General features: G+C 71.0%; 17 protein-coding genes and 1 riboswitch. Of the genes, 3 read left to right on the top strand and 14 right to left on the bottom strand.

Annotated features, from left to right (window positions below):
* Positions 1 to 7 precede the first annotated feature (7 nt).
* The 3 genes from ACZ67T_RS15630 to ACZ67T_RS15620 all read right to left on the bottom strand — a co-directional run bounded on the left by ACZ67T_RS15630 (position 8) and on the right by ACZ67T_RS15620 (position 3,906).
* Positions 8 to 1,102 carry a phosphotransferase family protein gene (locus ACZ67T_RS15630; protein ID WP_469984338.1) on the bottom strand — a complete coding sequence of 365 codons (1,095 nt, stop codon included), beginning with the start codon at positions 1,100 to 1,102 and terminating at the stop codon, positions 8 to 10.
* A 12-nt stretch (positions 1,103 to 1,114) separates the two neighbouring features.
* The gene (locus ACZ67T_RS15625) at positions 1,115 to 2,239 is read right to left on the bottom strand and encodes an Rv3169 family protein (protein WP_469984336.1); all 1,125 of its coding nucleotides are present in this window, start codon (positions 2,237 to 2,239) and stop codon (positions 1,115 to 1,117) included.
* A 494-nt stretch (positions 2,240 to 2,733) separates the two neighbouring features.
* Complete coding sequence (locus ACZ67T_RS15620) at positions 2,734 to 3,906, bottom strand: acyl-CoA dehydrogenase family protein (protein ID WP_469984335.1); 1,173 nt, start codon at positions 3,904 to 3,906, stop codon at positions 2,734 to 2,736.
* 427 nt (positions 3,907 to 4,333) lie between these two features.
* Here ACZ67T_RS15620 and ACZ67T_RS15615 point away from each other — a divergent pair, with 427 nt between their 5' ends.
* Complete coding sequence (locus ACZ67T_RS15615; protein ID WP_469984333.1) at positions 4,334 to 5,575, top strand: glycoside hydrolase family 18 protein; 1,242 nt, start codon at positions 4,334 to 4,336, stop codon at positions 5,573 to 5,575.
* A gap of 86 nt (positions 5,576 to 5,661) precedes the next feature.
* Here ACZ67T_RS15615 and ACZ67T_RS15610 read toward each other — a convergent pair whose 3' ends face one another.
* Together ACZ67T_RS15610 and ACZ67T_RS15605 are read right to left on the bottom strand one after the other, a co-directional pair.
* Positions 5,662 to 5,808: an SCO1431 family membrane protein gene (locus ACZ67T_RS15610; protein ID WP_107489218.1), complete on the bottom strand. Its 147-nt coding sequence runs from the start codon at positions 5,806 to 5,808 to the stop codon at positions 5,662 to 5,664.
* A gap of 195 nt (positions 5,809 to 6,003) precedes the next feature.
* Complete coding sequence (locus ACZ67T_RS15605; RefSeq protein WP_469984331.1) at positions 6,004 to 7,371, bottom strand: peptidase C39 family protein; 1,368 nt, start codon at positions 7,369 to 7,371, stop codon at positions 6,004 to 6,006.
* A 201-nt stretch (positions 7,372 to 7,572) separates the two neighbouring features.
* Here ACZ67T_RS15605 and ACZ67T_RS15600 point away from each other — a divergent pair, with 201 nt between their 5' ends.
* Positions 7,573 to 8,214 (top strand): uridine kinase family protein, encoded by a 642-nt coding sequence (locus tag ACZ67T_RS15600; RefSeq protein ID WP_469984330.1) that lies wholly within the window; start codon positions 7,573 to 7,575, stop codon positions 8,212 to 8,214.
* A 433-nt stretch (positions 8,215 to 8,647) separates the two neighbouring features.
* Positions 8,648 to 10,522, top strand: a complete 1,875-nt coding sequence (locus ACZ67T_RS15595; protein ID WP_469984328.1) for an AAA family ATPase — start codon at positions 8,648 to 8,650, stop codon at positions 10,520 to 10,522.
* Between the two features lie 54 nt (positions 10,523 to 10,576).
* On the opposite strand, the gene ACZ67T_RS15590 is transcribed toward ACZ67T_RS15595, so the two are convergent.
* From ACZ67T_RS15590 to ACZ67T_RS15550, 9 genes are all read right to left on the bottom strand, one after another.
* Complete coding sequence (locus ACZ67T_RS15590) at positions 10,577 to 11,674, bottom strand: hemolysin family protein (protein ID WP_469984326.1); 1,098 nt, start codon at positions 11,672 to 11,674, stop codon at positions 10,577 to 10,579.
* Entirely contained in the window at positions 11,671 to 13,005 is a 1,335-nt protein-coding gene (locus ACZ67T_RS15585; protein ID WP_469984324.1) for a hemolysin family protein, read from the bottom strand. Before ACZ67T_RS15585 ends, ACZ67T_RS15590 begins: the two co-directional genes overlap by 4 nt.
* Positions 13,006 to 13,235: 230 nt before the next feature.
* Positions 13,236 to 13,688 (bottom strand): PH domain-containing protein, encoded by a 453-nt coding sequence (locus ACZ67T_RS15580; RefSeq protein WP_469984323.1) that lies wholly within the window; start codon positions 13,686 to 13,688, stop codon positions 13,236 to 13,238.
* Positions 13,689 to 13,699: 11 nt separating this feature from the next.
* Positions 13,700 to 14,548, bottom strand: coding sequence for an ATP phosphoribosyltransferase (gene hisG / locus ACZ67T_RS15575; RefSeq protein ID WP_469984322.1), 849 nt, complete (start codon positions 14,546 to 14,548; stop codon positions 13,700 to 13,702).
* Positions 14,549 to 14,621: 73 nt separating this feature from the next.
* Positions 14,622 to 14,894, bottom strand: coding sequence for a phosphoribosyl-ATP diphosphatase (locus ACZ67T_RS15570; protein ID WP_100597453.1), 273 nt, complete (start codon positions 14,892 to 14,894; stop codon positions 14,622 to 14,624).
* A 34-nt stretch (positions 14,895 to 14,928) separates the two neighbouring features.
* Entirely contained in the window at positions 14,929 to 15,414 is a 486-nt protein-coding gene (gene ribH, locus ACZ67T_RS15565; RefSeq protein WP_100597452.1) for a 6,7-dimethyl-8-ribityllumazine synthase, read from the bottom strand.
* Between the two features lie 66 nt (positions 15,415 to 15,480).
* Positions 15,481 to 16,833 carry a bifunctional 3,4-dihydroxy-2-butanone-4-phosphate synthase/GTP cyclohydrolase II gene (locus ACZ67T_RS15560; protein WP_469984320.1) on the bottom strand — a complete coding sequence of 451 codons (1,353 nt, stop codon included), beginning with the start codon at positions 16,831 to 16,833 and terminating at the stop codon, positions 15,481 to 15,483.
* Positions 16,830 to 17,474, bottom strand: coding sequence for a nicotinamide mononucleotide transporter family protein (locus ACZ67T_RS15555; protein ID WP_469984425.1), 645 nt, complete (start codon positions 17,472 to 17,474; stop codon positions 16,830 to 16,832). Before ACZ67T_RS15555 ends, ACZ67T_RS15560 begins: the two co-directional genes overlap by 4 nt.
* 2 nt (positions 17,475 to 17,476) lie before the next feature.
* Entirely contained in the window at positions 17,477 to 18,085 is a 609-nt protein-coding gene (locus ACZ67T_RS15550) for a riboflavin synthase (RefSeq protein WP_100597450.1), read from the bottom strand.
* 303 nt (positions 18,086 to 18,388) lie between these two features.
* A riboswitch (FMN riboswitch) is annotated at positions 18,389 to 18,519 on the bottom strand.
* Between the last annotated feature and the right edge of the window lie 206 nt (positions 18,520 to 18,725).

Here is an 18,725-nt window from a genome sequence, read left to right as displayed (position 1 = left end):
CGACGCCTCAACTCCAGTAACTGCCCTGCACCATGGCCCGCAGACTGGCGTGGTGCAGGATCAGTGTGTCCGGATCGTCCGGCACGGCCACCTCCCCGAAGTACGCCTGCCGATAGGCGACGCGCAGCATCACGACGGCGTGGCGCAGGGCGGCGTACAGGGTGTGGAAGTCCATGTCACGCGGTGTGTGGCCGGTGAGTTGGGCGTAGCGGCGCTCGATGTCCTCGCGGCGCAGGAAGCCGGGCAGGCCGGCCTGGCCGAAGCTCTCGGTCAGGTCCTGGAAGAAGCGGTGCAGGTACACGGTCCAGCCGAGGTCGACCTCGCGCGGGGCCAGGGCCGCCATCTCCCAGTCGAGCACGGCGGCCGGTTCGAAGCCGTCGTAGATGATGTTCCCGATGCGGGCGTCGCCCCAGTTGAGGACGGGTTCACCCTCGTCGTCGGGCCAGAGATCGGCGAGCCGGTCGAAGGCGCTCTCGATGAGCGGTGACGGCGGCAGTCCGTCCACCACCCAGGCGTAGTAGGCGCGCTGGGCCTCGACGTGACGGCGCAGCGCGCTGCCCTTTCCGGGTGCGGCGAGGAACTCGGCCTCGGACGCCGGGACTCCGTCGTGCAGCCGGGCGATGAGCCGCAGGGTCGCCTCCTGGAGCCGCGCGCGCTCGGCGTCCGTCGCCGCGTGCAGCCAGTTGCCCTCGTACGTGTAGGGCATGACGTCCGGCGGTACGCGGCCCGCGACCCGCTCCATCACGAAGAACGGAGCGCCCAGCGGCCCGGGATCCTCCTCCAGCCACAGCACGCGCGGCACCGGCAGCCCGGTCCGATCGGCGGCCAGCCGCATCGTGCGGTACTGCCGCGGCATGTCGTAGTCCGGGAAGATCGTGTACGCGGACGGGTCGGCGGCGAGTCTCAACGCGCAGGCGCGGACCGGTGGTTCGGGGTGTTCGATGTCGAAGAGCAGGGTCTCGCTGGACATGCCGTTGGACTCGGGGACGGTCACGTTCACCGCTGCGGCGCCCGGCAGCCGGGCGGCCAGCCAGGACGTGAGCCGTCGCGACACCTCCTCCGGGTCGCGGGTGCTGGTGCGCGGTCTGGGTGCTGTCGCCATCACAGGCTCCTTTCAGGGCGCCACGGAGTCGTAGCCGGTGAAGCCGCTCGGGTCGTGCCTGCCGAAGCTGCCGTGCTCGAAGATGCCGTGACCGACCTGTCCGTCCAGGGTGAAGCGCGCCGCGTGGTCGATGACGCCGTACGCGGCCAGCGGGTGGTCGGCGGGGTCGGAGAGGTCGTAGGTGCGGCGGTCGGTCCAGTCGCGGCCGCGCCAGGTGCCGTGCTGCCAGTCGTCCGCGGGCGGGTATCCGGCGCCGACGGCGAGCGGGGACGAGGCGAGGATCTCGACGCCGAGTTCCACGGGTTTGCGGGAGAGCGGATCGGTGAGATGGACGACGGCGCTCTCGGGATGGCGGGTGCCGGTCCGGTAGGTGATGTCGGCCTGGGGCCAGCCGAACTGGAGGTCCGGGTGGCCGTCGCGGACGAGGGTGGCGTCGTTGAGGGTGCGGTAGCCGTCCGCGTCCTCCTGGACGATCACCATCAGGAAGCGGTCGTCGAAGCGGACCGGTGACCAGATCCAGTGGAAGCCCTCGGTCCTGTTCTCCTCGGCGAGCCTGCCGCCCTCCTCGCCGGGCACCGGTCGCACGCCCCAACTGCGGTCGCGGGTGCCGGTCCAGCCGTCGAGGGACACCTCGCGCCCGCCGACGCGGAGCCGTCCGTCACAGCGCCCGGCCTGCACGAAGCGCCTGCCCTCAAGGGTGAGACGGCCGCCGCGGCGCTGGGTGTGGTGAGGCTCCCACAGGGCCGGGAAGGCCGCCGACCAGTTGATCTCGTACGAGAGTCCGTCGGGGTCGGCCGGGTCGGCCGCGCAGGTCAGGACGAAGTCCTTCAAGGGGCGTTCGACGTGGATCCGAAGCGGACCGACGGCGAGTTCCATGCGGGCGTCGTCGCGCAGGGCGTCGGAGGCGCGGACCGCGTGGAGGGTGTCGCCGACGCGCAGGGTCGCGTACGCGTCGATGACGCCGAGGTTCGGGTAGACACCGAGGCCGAGGATAAGCAGGAACTCCCCGGTGGGGTCGACGAGATGGAAGATGCACCGGTCGTAGGCGTTACGGTCACCGGTCGCGACGTGCTTCATGGACAGCGGCACCTGGTGGACCGGGTATTCGTCGAGTGCGACGGGGCGGTCGTCTGCCACGCGTTCCCTCCCTGGGCGTACGGCGGTTGACGTCGCCCGGAGGGGTGCGGCCCCCGGCGGCGGGAGTTGACGGTACGTCAGCTGGGCCGCCGGAGCCAGATGCGTGCGCCGACCCGGGCACGGCGATGGCCGGATCAGGCCGGGCGCGCGGGCAGACCCTGGCCCGGATCCGATCTGATCCGATCCGGCCTGACCCAAACGAAAGGCCCTAGAACTCACGCCCCCATGTCCCGGACGGTGACCTGCCGGGCGCGGGCGCGTTGGCCCGGGCATGCCCCTCAGACAGAGCGCCACCAGCCGTCGCCGTCGCCTCCTGGTCCCCACCACCGCAGAATCGGTTCCGCAGCCGCCGCCCCCGGAGCGCCCCGCACCCCCGGACCCGCCGATCTACCGCGCCCTGGTCAGCCACTGGGCCGACCGCGGCAAGACCCTGCCGGGACGCCATGATCCGGAGTGGGCCCGGCTGGTGGCGTCCCCGGTCAGAACCGGGCAGTTCAGCGGCCTTCAGGACCGGCGAGGTGCCGGGCGATGACCATGCGCTGGATCTGATTGGTGCCCTCCACGATCTGGAGCACCTTGGCCTCGCGCATATAGCGCTCGGCCGGGAAGTCGGCCGTGTAGCCGTACCCCCCGAGCACCTGGACCGCGTCCGTGGTGACCTTCATCGCCGTGTCCGTGCACATCAGCTTGGCCATGGCGGCCTGCTTGGAGAAGGGCCGGCCCGCGTCGCGCAGGCGGGCCGCCGTCAGATAGAGCGCGCGGCCGGCCTCGATCTGCGTCGCCATGTCGGCGAGCATGAAGCGCAGGCCCTGGAAGTCGGCGATGGGCCGCCCGAACTGCTCGCGCCCTGTGGCGTACGCGACGGCCTCGTCGAGGGCCGCCTGGGCCAGGCCGATCGCGCAGGCCGCGATGCCGAGACGCCCGGAATCGAGGGCGGAGAGCGCGATCGCGAAGCCCTGCCCCTCGTCGCCGATCCGGCGCGCGTCGCTCACGCGCACCGCGTCGAAGTGAACCTGCGCCGTGGGCGAGCCCTTCATCCCCATCTTCTTCTCGGGCGCCGCCGCACTCAGCCCCTCCGCGTCGCCGGGGACCAGGAACGCGGTGATGCCACGCGCCCCCTCGCCGCCGGAGCGCGCCAGGACGGTGTAGAAGTCGGCGATGCCGCCGTGCGTGATCCACGCCTTGGTGCCGGTGATCACCCAGTCGTCACCTTCGCGGACGGCCTTGGTCCGCAGGGAGGCCGCGTCCGATCCCGACGACGGCTCGGAGAGACAGTACGCGCCGAGGAGACCGCCGCCGAGCATGCCGGGCAGATGCTCCGCCCGCTGCTCCTTGGTGCCGAAATTGGCCAGTGCGTGACAGGCCAGCGAGTGGACGCTGACGCCGAGGCCGACGGTGAGCCGGGCGGCGGCGAGCTCTTCGAGGACCTGGAGATAGACCTCGTACGGCTGGTCGCCGCCGCCGAAGTCGGAGTCGTAGGGGAGGCCGAGCAGACCCGACTCGGAGAGCAGTGAGAACGTCTCACGCGGAAAGCGTCCGGCGTCCTCCTCCTCGGCCGCGCTCGGGGCGATCTCGCGCTGCACGAGCTCACGTACGAGCGAGAACAGATCCCGGGCCTCGTCCGTGGGCAGTTGACGGTCCACCGGCTGCGGGGCGCGGTCGGGCATATCGACGCTCTCCTCCCTGTCGGGCACTGCGGCGGTCGCGCGGGGTGTGCGGCGGCGCCGTGTTCGAGCCGCCGCCGAGGGCTCCCTTCCGGGTCTCGGACGGGCGCTGACCAGCGGCTGCGGCCCGTTGAGTATGCCCGTTCGACGGCGTCCGGTCACTAGTTAACGACCGCTTACTTCAAAGATACCGAAAAGACGGGGACCAGGCGGCCGGCGCGGGCCCGAGCCCTCACCGGCGGCCCCGGAGTCCACACCGGGAGCCGAGCACATTGGTCCGCACCATTGACCCCACTGGTCTAGTCCTCCTAAGGTTCCCTGCAACGTCTTAACGCGTTCATGCCAAAGACTCATGGCACGGATCGCGTGACGACGCCCCCGAGGTCCACAGCAAATCCCCCCACGCTCCCCTCCCCCACGAGGAGACACGATGCTCAGACCGCACCGTCCCCGCGCCTTGTTCCGGGCGCTCCTGTCCGCCGCGTGTTGCGCCGTCCTCGGCGCCGGACTGCTCGCCTCCGCGGGCACCGCCGCAGCGCAGAACGACGCCGGCCCCCAGCCGGCCGCGGCCGGTTCGAAGGTCGTCGGCTACTTCACCGAATGGGGTGTCTACGACCGGAACTACCACGTCAAGAACATCGAGACATCGGGCTCGGCCGACAAGCTCACGCACATCAACTACGCCTTCGGCAACGTCACCGGCGGCAAGTGCGCGATGGGCGACTCCTACGCCGCGACCGACAAGGCGTACACCGCCGACCAGGCGGTGGACGGCGTCGCCGACACCTGGGACCAGCCGCTGCGCGGCAACTTCAACCAGCTGCTCAAGCTGAAGAAGCTGCACCCGAACCTCAAGATCCTCTGGTCCTTCGGCGGTTGGACCTGGTCGGGCGGGTTCAGCGACGCGGCCAAGGACCCGGCCGGGTTCGCCCAGTCCTGCTACGACCTGGTCGAGAACTCCAAGTGGGCCGATGTCTTCGACGGCATCGACATCGACTGGGAGTACCCGAACGCCTGTGGCCTGTCCTGCGACACGAGCGGGCGCGACGCCTACAAGAACCTGATGAGTGCGCTGCGTTCGAAGTTCGGCTCCAGCGCGCTGATCACGTCCGCGATCCCGGCCGACGCCTCCGACGGCGGCAAGATCGACGCCACCGACTACGCCGGCGCGGCCCAGTACGTCGACTGGTACAACCCGATGACGTACGACTACTTCGGGGCCTGGGACGCCCAGGGGCCGACCGCCCCGCACTCGCCTCTCACCTCGTACAGCGGCATCCCGAAGGCGGGCTACAACACCGACGCGACCATCACCAAGCTCAAGGGTCTGGGCGTCCCGGCGTCGAAGCTGCTGCTCGGCATCGGCTTCTACGGGCGCGGCTGGACCGGCGTCACGCAGGCGGCGCCCGGCGGCACGGCGACGGGCCCGGCGGCCGGCAAGTACGAGCAGGGCATCGACGACTACAAGGAGCTCAAGTCGAAGTGCCCGGCGACGGGAACGGTCGGCGGCACCGCCTACGCGTACTGCGGCACCAACTGGTGGAGCTACGACACCCCGGCCACCATCGCCGGGAAGATGGACTACAAGAACCAGCAGGGCCTCGGGGGCACGTTCCTCTGGGAGCTCAGCGGTGACACGGCGAACGGCGAGTTGATCAAGTCGGTCGACTAGCCTTCCGCGTGCGGCACTCGGGGCGGGGGATGCGCGGCGTCCCCCGCCCCTTCACGCGTCGCGTCAGGGCACCGGGGAGAGCCGGGTCACATCAGTCCGGCCTGCGTGACGAACATGGCAAGGACCACGACGAAGGTCCAGCCGAGGACGTGCTCCAGGATCTTGGGGCCGTTGTCCTTGGGGCCGCCGGTGCGGGTCCGGGCGGCGCGGTTCGTGGCGGTGGTCGCGGTCATGGCATCTCGCTGAGGTCGTCCGGCAGTGGCATCCCCCCACTGACCCGTCCACCATGCCACCGCCTCGGCCGGTTGTGGGCGAGAGCTTGCTCACGCAACTGTCCGGCTCTACGGCAGACCCGGTGCGGCGGCAGAAGTCATCGCGGCATGCCACGGCCCCTCCCTGTCGCGCCGGGAGGGGCCGTGGCAGGTTCCTCAGCGGACGCCGACCGCCTCGAGCGCGCGGCGCTGCTTCGAGGTCGGGTGGGCCGGGAAGTACAAATAGCAGACGCCGCCGGTACCGGACACGACCTTGCCGGTGGCGTTGTACCTCTTGGTACGGAGCCAGATGTTCTCCCACTCAGCCCGCTTGTAGACGCGGCGCACGGCCGTGTCGCTCGGCGAGGCCGGGTCGTTGGCGATCACGTCGCCGTCCGCGGTGAAGCCGATCACGGTCATGAGGTGTCCGGACGTCCCGTAACCCGCCCCCGTCAGCTCCTCCTTGAGGAACGACTGCGACGTTATGGCCGGGATCCCCGCCGCGATCAGGGTCTCCAGATCACTGAGCGAGCCGAGCCGCGTGACGACTCCCTGAAGGTCCTTGTACGTCGCCGCGTAGGCCGCGTTGAAGGGCCAGTTGCCGCAGCCCTCGTACTGGTAGTCGTACGTGAAGCGGGCCGCGTGGCAGACCTCCGGGTCCGCGTAGTCCGGGTTGACCCAGGACAGGTCTTCCGCGGACGGCTTGCGGCCCCAGTACTCGATGATCATCTGCGAGGAGGTGGGGCTGCACCAGGCCTCGCCGCCGTTGTCGTACTCGGGGTACTGGCCGGCGTGGACGCTCTGCGAGAAGCGCGGAACGGCCAGCTCCTTGGCGAGCCCCGGGGTCGAGGCCGGGACCGAGAAGCGGTCCGGGACGTCGGAGCCCATCGCGCCGAGCCGCCACACGAGGGGCGAGGCCTCGGAGCCCGGCGCGCGGTACAGGGTCAGCCGCAGGCGGTACGAGACGAGACGCAGGCCCGAGGCCGCGTCGTCGATGGAGAAGGTGTCCGTCCAGATACTGGACTTGCCGTCCGACTGGTCGTCGACGGAGGTCCGCCGGATGTCCTGGTCGCCCGCGGCCCAGCGGCCCATCACGTACCAGGGCGTCGCCGTGCCGTCGGAGTAGGTGCCCTGGAGCTCGATCTGGATCCAGGTACCGGCCGGCGTCCGCGCGTTCCAGGAGGCGATGACCTCCGTGGCGGGCACCGACAGGCGGTGCGCCGGGGAGGTCCACCGGCCGTACTCCCAGGTGGCGGTCTTGCCCGTGTGCGGATCCGTGTAGTCGGTGCGGCCCTCGGGGGTCGCGAGCGTGAGCCCGGGGCGGGACCCGGCGACCGCGCGGGTGCCGGCCGCCGTTCCGGAGCGCCAGTCCGAGTGCGAGGTCCAGGCGTGGTTGTCCACGAGGCGCGGGGCCGCCTGAGCTCGCGCCGGCGCGCCGGTGCCGGCGACAGCGGTGCCCGCGGTCGCGGCGAAGGCCGCCGCGCCCACGGTGGCCGCGGCGGCGGTGAGCAGAGTTCTGCGGGACAGAGGTTCGGGTCGGGTCATGAGCGGGGCTCCCCCAGTCGACGAGCTATCCAGAAAGGGGCGGGTGAGGTGCACGACATCGCGCCAACTATGGCCGGTACCCGCTGACTTCCACCAGCGTTTCCGGGCCGGTCATCGCTACCAATATTGGCCTGTACCACTGGCATGACCTGCGGCGGCGCGCGGGAAACCGGCCGGGCACCTCCCGTACGCTTGCGGGCGATGACCTTCCAGCACCTCCCGCTCCCCCGGCTCGCCGCGACCCTGCGAGCCCTGCCGCCCTCCTGCGGCCCGGTCCGGCTGGTCGCCGTCGACGGCCACGCGGGCTCCGGCAAGTCGACGTTCGCCGCCCGGCTCGCCGAGGCGCTCGGGCAGGCGCCCGTCCTGCACCTCGACGACCTCGCCAGCCACGACGCCCTCTTCGACTGGACGGCGCGGCTGCGCGAGCAGGTCATCGATCCGCTCTCCCACGGCGAGAGCGCCCGGTACGAGCCGTACGACTGGAACGCCCGGAGCTTCGGCACCCCGCGCGCCCTGGCGCCCGCGCCGGTGGTCCTGATGGAGGGCGTGGGCGCCGGCCGGCGGGCCGTACGGCCGTTCCTGGCGGGGCTGGTGTGGATGGACACGCCCGAGGAGCTGTCGTGGGAGCGGGGCCGGCGGCGGGACGGACCGGCGCAGCGGGAGTTCTGGGACGGCTGGATCCGTGCGGAGCGCGCGCACTTCACCGACGACCCCTCGCGCCCCTTTGCACAGACTTTGGTACGAGAGTGTCCGGAGGGCTACGAGGCACGTCAGATGCCCCCCGGGACCGGACTTTCGACGCCTTCCGTCACTCACCGTGAGGGTCCGTCGGCAGCGTGCTGAACGCTCCTGAGACGCCTTCCGCCAGTTTCCGTGAGTGCCTCAACTCGGCTTGACCGAGGGGCCGTACAGGACTTACGTTCTGAATGTGCGGCCTTACGGGGTCGCCGGCAGACGCGAAGCCCCCGGTTGTTCCCCCGTGATCGGGGGCTTCGTTCTGCCCTGTTCGCCCTTTCAGGGGTGCGGTGAGCCCCGCTTCGTTCACCCTCGGTCACCGTCCGGCCCCGCCCCCACCAGCGCCGTCCGCCTCGGATCCGGCCCTGCGGCGCCCTCGGCCGACGACTCCTGCGCAGGTACGATGCCTTTCGGTGCGGCCTACGGACGGCTCGCGGCCCGTACCGTGACAACTCCCGTCCACAGCACATCGGTTCGGCGCAGGAGCCGGCGGGCACCGGCCCGACGGCGCACCACGGGGGCACGGTTTGTGGGGGACGTGATGGACTTCGGCACACAGGGCTCGCCCGGCCCGGCCGACCTCGCCTGGGTGCGTGGCGTGGACGCCTACACCATGGGCGCCTATCCGCAGGCCGAGGAGGAGTTCCGGGCCGCGGTCCGGATGGATCCCGGCATGGCCGACGGCTGGCTGGGGCTGCACGCGTTACGCATCGACACGACGACGGCGCTGCTGCGCATGTTCCGGCACCGCGACCGGTTCGGCGAGCAGCGCACCCGGCACCGCCGCACCCTCAACTCCTGGTACTGGCTGGGCTGGTGGGTGCAGCCCGTCCTGGAGCGACCGCGCGATCTGCTCCTTGCACACGCGTCGCACTGGCTCGACGGGCGCCATGTCCCGGACCTGGACGGGGCGTTGGCGACGCTGCCGCGCGTGGACGCCGATCCGCAGGTGCGGTTCCTGCACGCCTGCCGCGCCTACCTCGTCAAGGACTGGGAGCAGCTGGTCCGGCACACCGATCCGCTGCTCGACGACGGGCTCCTCGGCATCGAGGCCGGGCTCTTCGGCGGCATGGCCCGGGTGCGCCTGGAGATGTACGGGCAGGCCGAGCCGCTGCTGTCCGCGGCGCTGATGCGCTGCCGGAGCGAGCAGCCCCAGCGCAAGGAGCTGCGCTACTGGCTGGCCCGCGCGCACGAGGGCACCGGCCGCTCCGCCGCCGCGCTGCCCCTGTACCGGGCCGTGCACCGGGTGGACGCCGCCTTCATGGACACCTCGGCCCGCCTCGCGGCCATCGCCGAGGGCGACGGCTACGGCGACTTCGGCGACGGCACCGACCTCAGTCCCCTCACCATGACCGGGCTCGGCCAGGATGTGCTGGACGGCTCCGAGTCGATGGACCCGCTGTACGAGGGCGACGGCCGGAACCTGAAGGTGAGCGAGCCCGATCTGCCGCCGCCCGGCGCGGTGCCCGCCGAGACCGACGCGGTCCGCGAGAAGGCCGTCGTACCGATCACGCCGCAGCTGCCCGCCGGGCCCGCCGACCCCGCGCTCCTCGAGGAAGCACTCGCCGAACTGGAGCGGATGGTCGGCCTGGAACCCGTGAAGCGGCAGGTCAAGGCGTTGTCGGCGCAGCTCAACATGGCGCGTCTGCGGGCCTGTCTCGGCCTGCCCGTGCAGCCGCCGAAACGGCACTTCGTCTTCTCGGGCCCCTCCGGCACCGGCAAGACCACCGTGGCGCGCATCCTGGGCCGCGTCTTCTACGCGCTCGGGCTGCTCGGCGGCGACCATCTCGTGGAGGCCCAGCGCGCCGACCTGGTCGGCGAGTATCTGGGCCAGACGGCCGTGAAGGCGAACGAACTGATCGACTCGGCCATCGGCGGCGTCCTTTTCGTCGACGAGGCGTACGCCCTGTCGAACTCGGGCTACGGCAAGGGAGACGCGTACGGCGACGAGGCGCTCCAGGTGCTCCTGAAGCGCGCCGAGGACAACCGGGACCACCTGGTGGTGATCCTCGCGGGCTACCCGGAGGGCATGGACCGCCTCCTCGCGGCGAACCCCGGACTGTCCTCGCGCTTCACGACGCGGGTCGACTTCCCCTCGTACCGGCCCCTCGAACTCACCGCGATCGGCGAGGTGCTCGCCGCGGAGAACGGTGACGTGTGGGACGAGGAGGCCCTCGACGAGCTGCGCTCCATCAGCGGGCACGTCGTCGACCAGGGCTGGATCGACGAGCTCGGCAACGGCCGCTTCCTGCGGACGCTGTACGAGAAGTCGTGCGCCTACCGGGACCTGCGGCTGACGGGATACACGACGACGCCGACGCGGGACGACCTGTCGACACTGCGGCTGCCCGATCTCATGCAGGCGTACGGCGAGGTCCTCTCGGGGCGCGGGCCCCAGGATCCGTCCGCGATGTGACATGACGAAGGGGCGGGCCCGATACGGGACCCGCCCCTTCGCCGTGTGCGCCTGTCAGCCGGCCAGCGCCTCCTCCGGCGCCTCGGCCCGCGGCTCCGCGACCCTGGCCCCGGGCGCCGGAGCGTCCCGGTGCGCGGGGTCACGGACCTCGCCGACGAGCATCTCCAGGACGTCCTCCAGGGCGACCAGGCCGAGGACCCGGCCCGAGGCGTCGGCGACCTGAGCGAGGTGCGTCGCGGCGCGGCGCATCACCGTCAGGGCGTCGTCGAGCGGGAGTTCGGCGCGCAGCGTCGTCATGGGACGCCAGATCTGCTGCGGCACCGCGCGGTCGTGATCCGCGGAGTCGATCAGGTCGAGGACATCCTTCACATGCAGATAGCCCATGAAGGCGCCCCCCTCCGCGCAGACGGGGAAGCGGGAGTAGCCCGTACGGCCCGTCAGCTCGATGACCTGGCCCGGGGTGACCGAGGGACCGACCGTGACGAGGGACGACCGGTCGAGCAGGACGTCGGTGACCGGGCGCGAGCCCAGCTCCAGGGCGTCCTCCAGGCGTTCCTGCGCCTCGGGTTCGAGCAGCCCCGCCTGTCCGGAGTCCTCGACGAGACGGCCGAGCTGCACGCTGGTGAAGACCGCCTCGACCTCGTCCCGGGGCTCGACCCCGAACAGCTTGAGCACGAGCCGGGCACAGGCGCCGAGGGCGACGGTGACCGGTCGGCACAGCCGGGCGAAGGCGACGAGGCCGGGGCTGAACCACAGCGCGGTCTTCTCCGGCGCCGCCATCGCGAGGTTCTTCGGGACCATCTCGCCGATGACGAGGTGGAGGAAGACGACGCCGGCCAGCGCGATCACGTAGCCGAGGGGGTGGATCACTCCCTCGGGCAGGTGCATCGCCTCGAAGAGCGGCTCCAGCAGATGGGCGACCGTCGGCTCGGCGACCGCGCCGAGCGTCAACGAGCAGACGGTGATGCCGAACTGGGCCGCCGCCATCATCTGTGGCAGGTGCTCCAGGCCGTACAGGACCTGGCGGGCCCGATTGTTGTCGATGGGCTCGATCTGGCTGCGGCGCACGGAGACGAGGGCGAACTCGGCGCCCACGAAGAAACCATTGGCCAGCACGAGGAGCAGGGCGAAGAAGAGCTGGAGGGCGCTCATCGGGCGGCCTCCGCCGGCCGGGCGGCGTCCGCGGTCCGGACGATCCGGACGCGCTCCGCGCGGTAGTGGTCGACCTGACGCACCGCGAGCCGCCAGCCGGGCAGCTCGGCCCGGTCGCCGGGCGCGGGGATCCGGCCGAGCAGATCGGCCACGAGACCGGCGACGGTCTCGTACGGGCCTTCCGGTACGTCGAGTCCTATACGGCGCAGGATGTCGACCCGGCAGCTGCCGTCGGCGTCCCACGCGGGGCGGCCGTCCTCGGACGGGGCGACCGCGAGTTCGGGCAGGTCGAGACGGTCGTGCTCGTCGCGGACCTCGCCGACGAGCTCCTCGACGATGTCCTCCAGGGTGACGACCCCGGCCGTGCCGCCGTACTCGTCGACGACGACGGCTATGGGCTGCTCGCTGCGCAGGCGCTCCAGGAGGGGCTGCACGGGCAGCGTCTCCGGGACGAGCAGCGGGACCTGGGCGATGCGGCTCACGGGGGTGCGCAGCCGGTCGTGCGCGGGCACCGCGAGGGCGTCCTTGAGGTGCACCATGCCGACTATCTCGTCGATCCGCTCGCGGTAGACCGGAAAGCGGGAGAGGCCGGTGGCGCGCGTGAGGTTGACGACGTCCTCGGCGGTCGCCGAGGACTGGAGCGCGCTGACCTTCACGCGCGGCGTCATGACGTGCTGGGCGGTGAGCTCTCCCAGGGACAGGGTGCGGACGAACAGGTCCGCCGTGTCCTGCTCCAGGGTGCCCGCCTGTGCGGAGTGCCGGGCCAGGGAGACGAGCTCGCCGGGGGTGCGGGCCGAGGCCAGCTCGTCGGCGGGCTCGACGCCCAGGGCGCGTACGGCGCGGTTGGCCACGGCGTTGAGCAGGGCGATCACGGGCCGGAAGAGGTGCGAGAACGCGTGCTGGGGGCCCGCGACGAACCGTGCGACCTGGAGCGGCTTGGACACGGCCCAGTTCTTCGGCACCAGCTCGCCGATCACCATCTGCACGGCGGATGCCAGCAGCATGCCGATGACGACGGAGATGCCTTCGACGGCGCCTTCCGGGATGCCGACGGCGGTGAAGGGCCCCGCGAGCAGGGTCGCGAGCGCCGGTTCGGCGAGCATGCCGACGACCAGCGAGGTGATGGTGATGCCGAGCTGGGTGCCGGAGAGCTGGAAGGACAGCTCCTTGAGGGCGTTCACGACGGTACGGGCCCGTCGGTCGCCGTCGGCCGCCGCCTTCTCGGCGTCGGCGCGCTCGACCGTGACGAGGCCGAACTCGGCCGCCACGAAGAAGCCGTTGGCCAGGATCAGCAGAAGTGCCGCTCCGAGGAGCAACAAGGGGATGGTCATGCCGCCGCCTCCGCGCACACAACGCGCAATTCGGTCGCGCTATGTCGGGAGGGGGCGGCGCATGTACTGCAGGACGAACCGTCCATCGCCGGAGGGAGTCACTCCTCGGGTAGCAGGAAACCCCCGGGGCCCTGGCGGGCCCGTCGTCGGGGGCGGGGCGGCGATGTGCGCGCGCCCACCACCAGATTAATCAAGACAGGGGTGGAAGCGTCAGGGCGTGCGGCCCTGAGTCAGCCCTGAAGTTCCCCGGAGGCCGTGGAACGGGCCTCGGTGAGGGCGCGCAGGGCACGCGCGTCGGCGAGGGCACGCTCCTTGGCCATGGCGGGCTGGATGCCCATGGCGGCAAGGCTCGTGCCGTCGCTGAGGTTGAGGAACACCCAGGGGTCGCCGGGCCGCAGCGTGACCTGGACGATCTCCGCCCAGGCCAGGCGGCGGCTGCGGGCGATGTTCACGACGGTGACGCCCTCGTCGTCCGCCACGATCTTGGGCCGGGCGAGCAGGACGAGCCCGCCGGCGAGGAGCGCCCCGGTGAAGACGAAGGTGAGGCGGTCACCCGGGTTGAGGCCGCCCAGCATGAGGGCGATGACCGTGAGAGTGACGAACATCGCTCCGCCGAGGCCGAGCAGGACGGCACGGGTGCGGGCCGGCTGGAAGGTGACGGGCAGCGTGGGGACTTCGGACATGACTGCGGTCCTCAAAGGCGGCAGGCGTGGATGGCCGTGGTCAGGATGGCCCGCGCGCCGAGGTCGTACAGGTCGTCCATGATGCGCTGGGCGTCCTTGGCGGGGACCATCGCACGGACGGCGACCCAGCCCTCGTTGTGCAGGGGCGAGACCGTGGGCGACTCGAGGCCCGGGGTCAGGGCGACGGCCTGCTCCAGGTGCTCGGCGCGGCAGTCGTAGTCCATCATCACGTACGTCCTGGCGACCAGGACGCCCTGGAGGCGGCGCAGGAACTGCTGGACCTTGGGCTCCTCCGAGGCAGCGCCGCAGCGGCGGATCACCACGGCCTCGGACTTCATGATCGGCTCTCCGAAGACCTCCAGGCCCGCGTTGCGCAGGGAGGTGCCGGTCTCGACGACGTCCGCGATGACGTGGGCGACGCCCAGCTCGATGGCCGTCTCGACGGCGCCGTCGAGGTGGACGACGGACGCGTCGACGCCGGACTCGGCGAGGTGCTTGCCGACGATGCCCTCGTAGGAGGTGGCGATCGTCTTGCCCGCGAGGTCCTCGAGACCGGAGACGGTGCCCGGCTTGGCCGCGAAGCGGAACGTGGAGCGGGCGAAGCCGAGCGGCAGGATGACCTCGGCGCTGACGCCGGAGTCGATCAGCAGGTCCTCGCCGGTGATGCCGATGTCGAGCTTGCCCGACGACACGTAGATCGCGATGTCCTTGGGCCGGAGGTAGAAGAACTCCACCTCGTTGGCCGGGTCGACGAGGACGAGCTCCTTGGACTCCTTGCGCTGCTGGTATCCGGCCTCATGGAGCATCGCCGACGCAGGTCCGGACAGTGAACCCTTGTTGGGGACGGCGATGCGCAGCATGAGGTCGGATTCCTTTGCGTGAGAGACGTGAAAGAGGGGCGTGTCGCCTGCGGCGGTGAACCGGGCGCCGACTCTAGAGGTGGGCGTAGACGTCGTCGAGGGAGATTCCCCGGGCGACCATCATCACCTGGACGTGGTACAGCAGCTGCGAGATTTCCTCGGCAGCCGCCTCCTTGCCCTCGTGCTCGGCGGCCATCCAGACTTCGGCGGCCTCCTCGACGACCTTCTTGCCGATGGCATGGACGCCCTTGTCCACCAGTTCGGCGGTGCGGGACGTCGCGGGATCGCCGTTCTTGGCCTTGAGCTGAAGCTCGGCGAAGAGCTCTTCGAAGGTTTTGTTCGCCATGATGGCCCTAAGACTACGGGGTACGCCCGGCCACTCAGCGCCAGGGTTCGCTGACCGAGCGCAGTGTGGCCGCCGTGGCGACCGCCGCGGTCACGGCCTCGTGACCCTTGTCCTCGTTCGAGCCCTCGATCCCGGCGCGGTCGAGGGCCTGCTCCTCGGTGTCACAGGTCAGCACGCCGAAGCCGACGGGAACGCCGGTGTCGATGGTGACCTGGGTGAGCCCCATGGTGACGCCCTGGCACACGTACTCGAAGTGCGGTGTGCCGCCGCGGATGACGACTCCGAGGGCGACGATCGCGTCGTAGCCACGGCCCGCGAGGACCTTGGCGACGACGGGGAGCTCGAAGCTGCCCGGGACCCGCAGGAGGGTCGGCTCGTCGATGCCCAGCTCGTGCAGGGCGCGCAGGGCGCCGTCCACGAGGCCGTCCATCACCTTCTCGTGCCACTGCGCCGCGATGACGGCGACGCGCAGGTCACCGCAGTTGCGTACGGACAGTTCGGGTGCGCCCTTGCCACTCACGTTGCTCCTCAGTGCTTGTGTGGTGCTGTGTTCGGTGTGCGGTATGTCGTCTGAAAGGGGTACGGGCTACTGGTTCGCGCAGGTCGTGGACGCGGGGGCGTCCAGCCAGGGCAGGTCGTGGCCCATCCGGTCCCGCTTGGTGCGCAGGTAACGGAGGTTGTGCTCGCCCGCCTGGACCGGCATGGACTCGCGGACGACGACCTTGAGGCCGTGCCGCACGAGCGCGTCGGTCTTGTCGGGGTTGTTGGTCAGCAGTCGCAGGCCGCGCACGCCGAGGTCCTCGAGGATCTGGGCGCCCGCCGCGTAGTCCCGCGAGTCGGCCGGCAGGCCGAGTTCCAGATTGGCGTCCAGCGTGTCGCGGCCGCGCTCCTGAAGCTCGTAGGCGCGCAGCTTGGAGAGCAGGCCGATGCCGCGCCCCTCGTGACCGCGCAGGTAGACGACGATGCCGCGCCCCTCCTCGGTGATGCGCCGCATCGACTCCTCCAGCTGGGGGCCGCAGTCGCAGCGCAGCGAGTGGAAGACGTCGCCGGTGAGGCACTCGGAGTGGACCCGGACGAGAACGTCCTCGCCGTCGCCGATCTCGCCGTGGACAAGGGCGACGTGCTCGACGCCGTCGACCGTGGAGCGGTAGCCGTACGCGGTGAAGTCGCCGAAGGCGGTGGGGAGATTGACCTCGGCCTCGCGGCGGACCGTCGGCTCGGAGGAGCGGCGGTAGGCGATCAGGTCCTCGATGGAGATGATCGTCAGGCCGTGCTTGCGGGCGAACGGGATCAGTTCGGGCAGGCGCAGCATCGTGCCGTCCTCGCCCGCGATCTCGACGATCGCCCCGGCGGGGCGCAGGCCCGCGAGCCGGGCGAGGTCGACGGCGGCCTCGGTGTGGCCGTTCCTGACCAGGACGCCGCCGGACTTGGCGCGCAGCGGGAAGATGTGGCCCGGCCGCACGAAGTCGCCGGCCTCGGCGGTGCCGCCGGCCAGGAGCTGGAGCGTGGTGGCGCGGTCGGCGGCGGAGATGCCGGTGGTCACGCCGTGCGCGGGGCCCGCGTCGACGGAGACCGTGAAGGCCGTGCGCATCGACTCGGTGTTGTTCTCCACCATCTGCGGCAGCTGGAGGCGCTCCAGCTCGTCACTCTCCATGGGAGCGCAGATCAGGCCGCGGCACTCGCTCATCATGAAGGCGACGATCTCGGGGGTGGCCTTCTCGGCCGCGATGACGAGGTCTCCCTCGTTCTCGCGGTCCTCGTCGTCGACGACCACGACGGGCCGGCCGTTCGCGATGTCGCGGATCGCCTGCTCGACGGGGTCGAGCGACAGGTCCGAGGTGTCCTCGTCGTGCGAGGTGCTGTACCAGACGCTGGTGCCTGAAGGGGCGGCGCGCAGCGCCTCGTCGAGGGCGGTGGTGGGAGACGGGTGGGAGGTCATGCCGGTGCTCCTTCCAGGGCGGGCTGCGAGGCCGAGCGGGACCGCAGCCACCAGTCGCGCATGCCCCACAGGACGAGCGCGCCGTAGATCACGTAGACGAAACCGGAGAAGGCGAATCCGTTGGCGAAGTTCAGCGGTACGCCCACCAGGTCGACGAGCAGCCAGGCGAACCAGAACTCGACCATCCCGCGCGCCTGGGCGTACATGGCGACGATCGTGCCGACGAAGATGTACGCGTCCGGCCAGGGGTCCCACGAAAGCGTGGGGAAAGCGGTGAACAGGCCGCCGACCGCCAGGGTGCCGAGTGCGGCGGCGCCCAGCAGGAAGCCGCGCTCGCGCCAGGTGGCGAAGCGGACGGCGAGGGAGCCGTCCTGGGCCTGCCCCTTGCCCCGGTTCCACTGCCACCAGCCCCACGCGGCGACGACGATGACCACGAGCTGCTTGCCCGCGCTGCCCGAGAGGTGGGCGGTCGCGAAGGCCGTGAGGAGGATCAGGCCGGAGACGAGCTGCGCGGGCCAGGTCCAGATCGAGCGGCGCCAGCCGAGCGCCAGGGCGACCAGACCGACGATGTTGCCGATCATGTCGGACCACATGATGTGCTGGCCGAAGAGCGTGAACGCCTCGGAGTTCAGCCAGTTCAGGCTCACTTGGTCGCCTCCTGGGCACGGTCGCCGAGCAGCCGCTCGACGTACTTGGCGATGACGTCGACCTCGAGGTTGACCGGGTCGCCGGCCTGCTTGAGGCCGAGCGTGGTCAGGGCGAGGGTGGTGGGGATGAGGCTGATGGTGAAGTAGTCGGGGCCCGCGTCGACGACCGTGAGGCTCACTCCGTCGACGGTGATGGAGCCCTTCTCGACGACGTAGCGCGCGAGGTGCGCCGGGAGCGAGACCTTGACGATCTCCCAGTTCTCCGACGGCTTGCGCTCGACGATGCTGCCCGTGCCGTCGACGTGGCCCTGCACGATGTGTCCGCCCAGGCGGGCGCCGACAGCGGTGGGGCGCTCCAGGTTGACCCGGGAGCCGACCGCGAGGGCGCCGAGGCTGGACCGGTCGAGGGTCTCCGCCATGACGTCGGCGGTGAACTCGTCGCCCTCGTGCTCCACGACCGTCAGACAGACGCCGTTGACGGCGATGGAGTCGCCGTGCCGCGCCCCTTCGGTGACGACGGGGCCGCGCAGCCTGAAGCGGGAGGCGTCGCCGAGTTCCTCGACGGCAGTGATCTCGCCCAGCTCTTCGACGATTCCGGTGAACACTTCAGTGCTCCTTCGCTGCAGGGGCCGCGGGGCCGACAAGGGTGGCGGTGAGGCGCAACGCCTCAGGGCCGGCGGGGATTCCTGAAGGAGCGAAGGACGCGTGCGGGCGCACGGCTGCTCGCCGGGCGGGCACTGCGGAAGTGGGGGCCACCGGGTCCTCCTGCCTCTTCGGGCACGGACTCCGGGGCACTGTCGCGATACGGCGACAGAACGTACGGGCGAGGACATCGAGGCCGACGCCGAATGAGACCTGCCCCTGAGGACACGTCGAAACAGACGGCGGCGCGCACGAATGCCCGCCCGCCGCGCACTGCCTCCCATCCGGACTTTAACCGTCGGTCCAGGAATTTCACCTGGTCAACCGGCCGCTGGAAGCGACCGGGTCGCGGACTGTAACCGCCGGTTCGGACTTTCACCGACCCCGGAGTGCGCTGCTTCTGGTACAGGGCCAGTGTGCCACGTCCCCGCGTGGGCCAAACGGGTGATCGGCTGTGGGCTGGCTCACAGGCCGTGTACATGGACTCGCGCAGCGTTCCGGGCGGTCCCCTCTGCCGGGGCAAGAGCGTGACGATCGCAACCGCCGAGGTCGCCGGCGCGTCGGCGCAATCCTGAGGCACCTCACGGGCGATGTCACATTTTC

Source organism: Streptomyces sp. NPDC107517, from assembly GCF_055582645.1.
Note: the sequence above shows the minus strand (reverse complement) of the source record. Positions and strands in the feature narration are given on the sequence as shown.